The following is a 7,633-nucleotide window of genomic DNA, read 5'->3' on the forward strand; positions in this document are numbered from 1 at the left end:
ATGATGCAAGCTAGGTTTATGATTTATTTTTTAGCTAAGCACCTTTATACAGGACTGGAGATCAGGGTATTTAAACTGATAACCACTTTTAACTATTTTTGAGGGTACAACTCTTTGTCCTGTTAGCAGCACTTCTGTCGCCATTTCGCCAACCAATATTTTTAGCAAAGTTGCAGGTATTCTGAATTTAAACCAAGTTTTCTCGACAACAGCTAAACTAGCTGCAAATTGCTCATTGGTAACGGGCTGAGGCGCGGTTATATTTACAGCTCCTTCAATATTGCTCTGAGCGACCAAATAAAAAATCATGGCTATTACATCATCTAGATGAACCCAAGACATCCATTGCTTACCTTCTCCCAATTGAGTCGCCACCTTTAACTTAAATGGAAGCTGTAACTGCGCCATAGGACCACCATGCTTCCCCAGCACAATACCTATTCTTAGCAGACAAACCCTTACGCTGTGCTCTTCAAATTTCAATGCAGCTTGTTCCCACTGATGACATAACTGATGAGAAAATCCATCCACAAAACATGCCTGTTCATCTAGCTCTTCATCTGCATTAGGCCCGTAGTAGCCAATAGCTGAACCATTAATCAGTAACTGAGGTTTTTGTTCAAGCCGCTGCACCAATGTTAGCAATTCACTCGTTATATTTATTCGACTGGATAAAAAATTTGCTTTCTTCTTTTTATTCCAACGGCCACTAGCAAGCGGTTCACCAGCTAAATTGATAATGACGTCAATTTGCTCTTCGTTAGACAAATAGTCTAGTGCAGTGACATAGGTTACTTTGCCTTCAATACCTCTTGCTCCAGGAGCAATATTCCTGGTTAGTACTACTACTTCATGTCCTTGATCAACCAAGGTTTGCACCAATGGTTTACCAATAAAGCCTGTTCCACCAGTAATAAGAAATTTCTTTTTATCTTTCAGCTTACAAGCATGTTGTAGCACAACCCCATAACTAATTCTTTGAGGCTTAAGCAACAGCATTGGAAGCAGCATAGCGAGCCCTACTGGTATATTTAAATAGGCATGGGCCGTTATCCCCCAATACAAAGAAATGGCAGTATCAAGGCTCAGCCAAATAATAATTGCTAAACAAATAGCTTTCTTAACTTGAGGGCCTCCATTATGCCAATACTGATGTACAGCTAACGCGAAAAGCACACCCCAACTTGAGACAGTGACTCCAAATAGCTGCAACATAGTCCCAAGTAAATCACTCTGACTAACCGTTCGGGTCACCTCAAACTGCTCAAATAAATACTGAGTGTAAGAAGCAAAAATCTGGGTATTTGCCAACACAGCAAATAAAAGACCTAACAATACATGGGAAACACCAAGAAAAAGTAACCAGCGATAGATTAGTTGCTGCATTCAAAAATACCCTGTTAACTCACTTATTTTATTTACTTAGAAAATAAAAAAGGGCTAGTAACTATAAGCCACTAACCCCTTTTAATAACCTTGGTAGTTCAGAGCATTAGCCCCAGCTCAATACAACTTTTCCTGACTGGCCTGAACGCATGACATCGAAGCCCTGTTGAAAATCATCAACATGAAAACGATGGGTTATCATTGGAGTCAGATCCAGTCCAGACTGAATTAAACTGGCCATTTTATACCAGGTTTCGAACATTTCCCGGCCGTAAATACCTTTAATATCAAGCCCTTTAAAAATGACCTCACTCCAGTCAATAGCCATTTCCCCTGGCGGAATCCCCAGCATAGCGATCTTGCCACCATGATTCATATTTTTCAGCATGGATTTAAAGGCAACCGGCACACCAGACATTTCCAGCCCCACATCAAAGCCTTCTTCCATTTTCAGCTGTTTCATTACATCTTCAAGCTGCTCCTTAGCTACATTAACTGTACGGGTAGCACCCATTTGCTTGGCCAAACTCAACCGATAATCGTTTATATCAGTGATTACTACATGCCGGGCCCCCACATGCCTAGCTACAGCTGCCGCCATAATACCAATAGGGCCAGCGCCAGTGATAAGTACATCTTCCCCTACTAAGTCAAAGGCAAGTGCCGTATGTACTGCGTTACCAAAAGGGTCAAAGATAGCCGCTAACTCATCACTAACTTCATCAGGTAGCTTGAAAGCATTAAATGCAGGAATGACTAAGTACTCTGCAAAAGCACCATCACGATTAACCCCAACACCTACAGTATTTCGGCATAAATGACGGCGTCCAGCCCGACAGTTACGACAGTGCCCACAGGTAATATGACCTTCACCAGAAACCCGATCTCCTATTTCAAAGCCAGCAACTTCTTCGCCGATACCAACTACTTCTCCCACATATTCATGGCCTGTCACCATTGGCACAGGAATAGTTTTTTGTGACCACTCATCCCAGTTATAGATATGAATATCAGTCCCACAAATAGCAGTTTTCTTAATTTTTATCAGCAAATCATTATGACCCACCTCTGGTCGAGGTACATCAGTCATCCAAATGCCTTCTTCCCGCTTGAGCTTGGCTAATGCTTTCATGCCATCCTCTTAAATTAAATAATGTTAAGAGCCTTGCCTACTTCTATAAAGGCTGCAACTGCTTTATCAATATGCTGCTTAGTGTGCCCAGCACTAATTTGAGTTCGAATTCGCGCCTGGCCTTTGGGTACTACAGGATAACTAAAGCCAACTACATAAATGCCTTTTTCTAACATCATATCCGCCATTTTGGCAGCTAGAGCAGCATCACCAATCATCACTGGGATAATCGCATGATCTTTACCAGCCAAAGTAAAGCCTGCTTTCTCCATTTCCGCACGAAAATAGGCAGCGTTTTCCCATAGTCTATCACGCAGATCATCACTTTCTTTCAGCATACCCAATACTTCAATAGACGCTGCTGCAATTGATGGTGCAAGCGAGTTAGAAAATAAATAAGGACGCGAGCGTTGACGCAAAAGATCAATAATTTCTTTTCGACCTGATGTATAACCACCGGAAGCACCGCCTAAAGCTTTACCTAACGTGCCAGTAATAATATCAACCCGATCAATTACTCCAGCATATTCATGACTACCTCTCCCATGCGCACCAACAAAACCCACCGCATGAGAGTCATCAACCATGACTAAAGCATCGTATTTATCTGCTAAATCACAAACTGATTTAAGATCAGCAATAATGCCATCCATGGAAAACACACCATCAGTGACAATCAGTTTAAAGCGAACCCCAGCCTCATCAGCTGCTTTTAACTGAGCCTCCAAATCAGCCATATCATTATTGGCATAGCGATAACGCTTTGCTTTACAGAGACGAACCCCATCAATAATAGACGCATGATTTAATGCATCTGAAATAACCGCATCTTCTGGCCCTAAAATAGTCTCAAACAAACCACCATTTGCATCAAAACAGGAGGAGTAAAGAATGGTATCCTCCATCCCTAAAAACTCACTTAATTTAGCTTCTAAGCTTTTATGAACATCTTGGGTACCACAAATAAAACGAACTGAAGCCACACCAAAGCCATAACGATCCAGCCCTTTTTGTGCTGCCTCAATTAAACGCGGATGGTTGGCCAAACCTAAGTAATTATTGGCACAAAAATTAAGAACATGCTCACCACTGGTTACTTCAATATCAGCTTGCTGCTGAGAGGTAATTACCCGCTCCCCTTTAAACAAACCTTCTGACTTGATACTGTCTAGCTCACTACTTAAATGCTCTAAAAATGTTTGATTCATCCTTCTATCCTCTGCTCCACTTTTTCAAATAACTCTAACTACAAAAGATAAATATCAATAATTTTAAACCAACCAGAATCACAACCTTCTATAGTCACCCTCACTGTTTGCCCAGAAGACTTAGCTGTTAAAATAGCTGATTTTAATGCTGGATCTGCTGATGTGTTACCGGCATACGCATTTGACGAAGGACATTGATTGGTGCTAATTGCATTTGCAAACGGCCTATCCAACAAAATAGCGATAGCACCACCATAGCTAACGTACACCTCTTTAATTTTGCCTGTATCCTGTGAATACTTAGCCAGCGCATTGGCACTACATAAAAGCATGCAAATCAATAACGTAAGCTTTTTTATATACATAAGACAACTGAATCCCACTCTCATCAAAATACAACAACTAGTTTATTAAAAAGAGAAACAGCCTAACAAATCAAGCAAGAGTTAAAAAAGATAAATACGGAATTTTTCCGAACAAAGCAAAAAACCCCCAACACGAAGTGCTGAGGGTTCTCTTAAATAAGGCGCTTGACGATGACCTACTCTCACATGGGGAGACCCCACACTACCATCGGCGCGGAGCGGTTTCACTACTGAGTTCGGGATGGATTCAGGTGGTTCACACTCGCTATAGTCGTCAAGCAAAACTGGCATTTGGAACTGTTTTGCTTAGCTTGTTTTGTAATCTGAATTCTGCTTTGTCTTGATTGTAATACTCTATTACGTTCGATGTATTTCTTCGTTGTGCTTGCCTGTTTCGCTTTGATTTGTGTTTCCCAAATCATTTTGGCGTTATATGGTCAAGCCTCACGAGCAATTAGTACGGGTTAGCTCAATGCCTCACAACACTTACACACCCCGCCTATCAACGTCGTCGTCTTCAACGGCTCTTCAGGACCCTCAAGGGGTCAGGGAAGTCTCATCTTGAAGGGGGCTTCCCGCTTAGATGCTTTCAGCGGTTATCCCGTCCGAACTTAGCTACCGGGCAATGCGTCTGGCGACACAACCCGAACACCAGTGGTTCGTCCACTCCGGTCCTCTCGTACTAGGAGCAGCTCTCCTCAAACTTCCAACGTCCACGGCAGATAGGGACCGAACTGTCTCACGACGTTCTAAACCCAGCTCGCGTACCACTTTAAATGGCGAACAGCCATACCCTTGGGACCGGCTTCAGCCCCAGGATGTGATGAGCCGACATCGAGGTGCCAAACACCGCCGTCGATGTGAACTCTTGGGCGGTATCAGCCTGTTATCCCCGGAGTACCTTTTATCCGTTGAGCGATGGCCCTTCCATTCAGAACCACCGGATCACTAAGACCTACTTTCGTACCTGCTCGACATGTACGTCTCGCAGTCAAGCGCGCTTATACCTTTACACTAACCGCATGATGTCCGACCATGCTTAGCGCACCTTCGTGCTCCTCCGTTACTCTTTGGGAGGAGACCGCCCCAGTCAAACTACCCACCACACACTGTCCTCGATCCCGATCAGGGACCAGAGTTAGAACCTCAAACATACCAGGCTGGTATTTCAAGATTGGCTCCACGATGACTAGCGTCACCGCTTCAAAGCCTCCCAGCTATCCTACACAAGTAGGCTCAAAGTCCAGTGTGAAGCTGTAGTAAAGGTTCACGGGGTCTTTCCGTCTAGCCGCGGATACACTGCATCTTCACAGCGATTTCAATTTCACTGAGTCTCGGGTGGAGACAGCGTGGCCATCGTTACGCCATTCGTGCAGGTCGGAACTTACCCGACAAGGAATTTCGCTACCTTAGGACCGTTATAGTTACGGCCGCCGTTTACCGGGGCTTCGATCAAGAGCTTCGCCGAAGCTAACCCCATCAATTAACCTTCCGGCACCGGGCAGGCGTCACACCCTATACGTCCACTTACGTGTTTGCAGAGTGCTGTGTTTTTAATAAACAGTCGCAGCCACCTGGTATCTTCGACCGGCTCCAGCTCCATTCGCAAGGAATTTCACCAGCTCCGGCGCACCTTCTCCCGAAGTTACGGTGCCATTTTGCCTAGTTCCTTCACCCGAGTTCTCTCAAGCGCCTTGGTATTCTCTACCTGACCACCTGTGTCGGTTTGGGGTACGGTTAATAATGACCTGAAGCTTAGAAGCTTTTCCTGGAAGCATGGCATCAATTACTTCCTCATCCGAAGATGAGTTCGATATCGGCTCTCAGTATTAGCACCCCGGATTTGCCTAAGATGCCTACCTACAACCTTAAACCTGGACAACCATCGCCAGGCTAACCTAGCCTTCTCCGTCCCTTCATCGCAGTCATTACTAGTACAGGAATATTAACCTGTTTCCCATCGACTACCACTTTCGTGCTCGCCTTAGGGGCCGACTCACCCTGCGCCGATTAGCGTTGCGCAGGAAACCTTGGTCTTCCGGCGAGGGAGCTTCTCACTCCCTTTATCGTTACTCATGTCAGCATTCGCACTTCTGATACCTCCAGCAGACCTCCCGATCTACCTTCGCAGGCGTACAGAACGCTCCTCTACCACCCTAACCTAAGTTAGGATCCGCAGCTTCGGTGTCTAGTTTGAGCCCCGTTACATCTTCCGCGCGAGCCGACTCGACCAGTGAGCTATTACGCTTTCTTTAAAGGGTGGCTGCTTCTAAGCCAACCTCCTGGCTGTCTGGGCCTTCTCACATCGTTTCCCACTTAACTAGAACTTTGGGACCTTAGCTGGCGGTCTGGGTTGTTTCCCTTTCCACGACGGACGTTAGCACCCGCCGTGTGTCTCCCGGATAGCACTCTACGGTATTCGGAGTTTGCATGGGGTTGGTAAGTCGGGATGACCCCCTAGCCCAAACAGTGCTCTACCCCCGTAGGTGTTCGTCCGAGGCGCTACCTAAATAGCTTTCGAGGAGAACCAGCTATCTCCGGGCTTGATTAGCCTTTCACTCCGATCCACAAGTCATCCCCTGGCTTTTCAACGACAGTGGGTTCGGGCCTCCAGTCAGTGTTACCTAACCTTCACCCTGCTCATGGATAGATCGCCCGGTTTCGGGTCTATTCCCAGCGACTATTCGCCCTATTAAGACTCGGTTTCCCTACGCCTTCCCTATTCGGTTAAGCTTGCCACTGAAAATAAGTCGCTGACCCATTATACAAAAGGTACGCAGTCACAGAACAAGTCTGCTCCCACTGCTTGTACGCATACGGTTTCAGGTTCTATTTCACTCCCCTCAACGGGGTTCTTTTCGCCTTTCCCTCACGGTACTGGTTCACTATCGGTCAGCTGGGAGTATTTAGCCTTGGAGGATGGTCCCCCCATATTCAGTCAAGATATCACGTGTCCCGACCTACTCGATTTCACTTAAAATGGCCTTTCGTGTACGGGGCTATCACCCTGTATCGCGGAACTTTCCAGATCCTTCCACTAAACCATAACAAGCTTAAGGGCTAGTCCGCTTTCGATCGCCTCTACTCACGGAATCTCGGTTGATTTCTTTTCCTCCGGGTACTTAGATGTTTCAGTTCCCCGGGTTCGCCTCATACACCTATGTATTCAGTGCATGATAACCACCTAAGTGGTTGGGTTTCCCCATTCGGACATCGACGGATCAAAGCTCGTTTGCCAGCTCCCCGTCGCTTTTCGCAGGCTCCTACGTCCTTCATCGCCTCCAGCTGCCAAGGCATCCACCGTATGCGCTTAATCACTTGACCATATAACCCAAAATAATCTGAGTCATACTTACAAACAATTACAACGATATTTTACGCCGAACGCTTGAGTATCACATTTCTGTATACTCAGCAGTTGTTTTCAAATTACTACAGTTCCAAATTGTTAAAGAGCAAGTGGCTTAAAAAAAGCCATGGATAAAAAGCTATCTTCCCAACCTTTTATCGATGACTTCTTGTTCCCCGTTGTAGTCCCAGTC

4 protein-coding genes and 2 rRNA genes are annotated in these 7,633 nt (G+C 45.4%); all 6 read right to left on the reverse strand.

The features are described from left to right. Positions 1-30: 30 nt before the first annotated feature. Positions 31-1,386, reverse strand: a complete 1,356-nt coding sequence (locus tag G4Y78_RS25585; protein ID WP_163835754.1) for a TIGR01777 family oxidoreductase — start codon at positions 1,384-1,386, stop codon at positions 31-33. A 106-nt stretch (positions 1,387-1,492) separates the two neighbouring features. Next, positions 1,493-2,518, reverse strand: a complete 1,026-nt coding sequence (gene tdh, locus G4Y78_RS25590; RefSeq protein ID WP_163835757.1) for an L-threonine 3-dehydrogenase — start codon at positions 2,516-2,518, stop codon at positions 1,493-1,495. Between the two features lie 14 nt (positions 2,519-2,532). After that, entirely contained in the window at positions 2,533-3,726 is a 1,194-nt protein-coding gene (locus tag G4Y78_RS25595) for a glycine C-acetyltransferase (RefSeq protein ID WP_163835758.1), read from the reverse strand. A gap of 38 nt (positions 3,727-3,764) precedes the next feature. Further along, complete coding sequence (locus G4Y78_RS25600) at positions 3,765-4,091, reverse strand: hypothetical protein (RefSeq protein ID WP_163835762.1); 327 nt, start codon at positions 4,089-4,091, stop codon at positions 3,765-3,767. A gap of 163 nt (positions 4,092-4,254) precedes the next feature. Then, positions 4,255-4,370: ribosomal RNA gene (rrf, locus tag G4Y78_RS25605) — 5S ribosomal RNA — on the reverse strand. Between the two features lie 154 nt (positions 4,371-4,524). Next, a 23S ribosomal RNA gene (locus G4Y78_RS25610) occupies positions 4,525-7,415 on the reverse strand. Positions 7,416-7,633 lie beyond the last annotated feature (218 nt).

The organism is Spartinivicinus ruber (genome assembly GCF_011009015.1).
GTDB lineage: Bacteria > Pseudomonadota > Gammaproteobacteria > Pseudomonadales > Zooshikellaceae > Spartinivicinus > Spartinivicinus ruber.